Origin of the sequence: Mesorhizobium sp. M7A.F.Ca.CA.004.04.2.1, from assembly GCF_004022825.1 — a bacterium.
In the GTDB taxonomy this organism is placed as follows: domain Bacteria; phylum Pseudomonadota; class Alphaproteobacteria; order Rhizobiales; family Rhizobiaceae; genus Mesorhizobium.
The window spans coordinates 1-1,226 of sequence record NZ_RZPH01001368.1; the positions used below are offsets into that span (position 1 = coordinate 1).

Here is a 1,226-nt window from a genome sequence, read left to right on the forward strand (position 1 = left end):
CCTTGCCGGTCAGGCGTGCCGCCGACCTGTCCTTTGGAAGATAGTCGTAGCGCATCGCAAAGACTGCCTCGGCGCGATCTTCGCCCTGTGGAGTGACCTCCAGGCTGCCGGCCTCCATGCTTAGCGACCAGGAGGCCCACTGCGCGAACCAGTCGGCCTTGATCTTGACGATGGCGTCGGCGTCGTAGCGGGTTCCGAAGATGAAGGCGGATGGGCCGTAGAGCCGCTTGACGGTCTCGCTCATCGCCCCGGTGTCCGGCGTCAGATAGTCCTGGCGCAGGAATTTCTCGATCGATCCCTTGTCGTCGCCGACAGAGCGTTCAAGTGCGGCCACTTCCATTGAAGGCGCCGGCGCCGCGGCCGGCCTTTGTGGCTCTGCGGGTTGTCCGTCCGAGACGAATTCGAAGCGTTCGAGCAACGATCCCTGCTCCCAGGGGCGCTGGGTTTCGCGGGTTTGCGAAACCACGTCGCGGCGCACCGCGATCATCATGTCGTTGATGCTCTGGCCGGGCTCGGCGATGTGGCGCAGCAGGGCGGCGGCGAAAGGCGAGTTGCGTCCGCTGCCGTCCATGGCGACAGCGCCAGGTGCCGTCGAGAAGGCGATGAACGAGCCGCGCGTCGAATCGAATTGCGCCAGCCCGGCCAGCGCCTTCGCCGAGCGCGTGGTGGCGGTGCGGCTGAGACTGCGGGCAAACGGATTGTTGCGGCAGGCATCGAGAAACACCAGGCTGACCTTGGTCTGCTGTTCCATGATGTCGAGGACTTCGTCGATCGGCACTGCTTCGAGCTGCAACTTGACGGGCACGTCCAGCCTGGCGTCGACCGGCACGATGTAGTTGCGCCCGTCGACCTGCAGGCCGTGGCCGGCATAGTAGAAAAGCCCGACGCCGGCGCCCTGGAGCGCATCGGAAAACGCGCCGATGCTGCGTTCGAGTTCACGCTTGCCGAGATCATTGCCCTCGATCACCTCGAAGCCGATCGAGCGCAGCTTGTCGGCGATGTCGAGGGCGTCGTTGACCGGGTTGGCCAGCGTGCCGGCTTCGGCGTAAGTGCCGTTGCCGATGACAAGCGCCACGCGCCGTTGCGGCTGCGCATCCGCGCTCAGCAGCAAAAGTCCCAGAAATGCCCATGCAAGGATCGCAAGCCTGCCCATGGGGCAGATCATAACGCCATCGGCCCCGGCGACGCCATCGGATTTGCAATGCAGGCCTAACCACGCGCCTGTC

Annotated in this window: 1 protein-coding gene; it reads right to left on the reverse strand. The window is 65.0% G+C overall.

The window, feature by feature from the left end; genetic code table 11:
• Nucleotides 1-1,153 (reverse strand): caspase domain-containing protein (locus tag EN893_RS34620; protein WP_128362191.1); only part of this gene is annotated, 1,153 nt, incomplete at its 3' end.
• Between the last annotated feature and the right edge of the window lie 73 nt (nt 1,154-1,226).